The sequence below is a fragment of the Exiguobacterium sp. E17S genome (assembly GCF_057772545.1).
Window position 1 is genome coordinate 1 of the sequence record NZ_JBYLRU010000032.1, and the last position, 242, is coordinate 242.

General features: G+C 50.0%; 1 rRNA gene. It reads right to left on the minus strand.

Annotated elements, in window-relative coordinates:
• Positions 1–135: ribosomal RNA gene (locus AC3B4V_RS16310) — 16S ribosomal RNA — on the minus strand; the annotation flags it as partial.
• Between the last annotated feature and the right edge of the window lie 107 nt (positions 136–242).

A 242-nucleotide genomic window follows, 5' to 3' on the forward strand; every position in this document is an offset into this window, starting at 1 on the left:
TACGTGTTACTCACCCGTCCGCCGCTCATTCCGCTGCCTTCCCTCCGAAGAGTTCCGTCAGTTTCCTGCGCTCGACTTGCATGTATTAGGCACGCCGCCAGCGTTCGTCCTGAGCCAGGATAAACTCTCCATGAAGTGTTTGACTTGCTCGTTTTTGTGACCGAAGTCACGATTGACGAAGCTTGCGCTTCATTCGTTTTTGTATTCCGTAGAATACGATTTTTGCCTCATCGTTCAGTTTT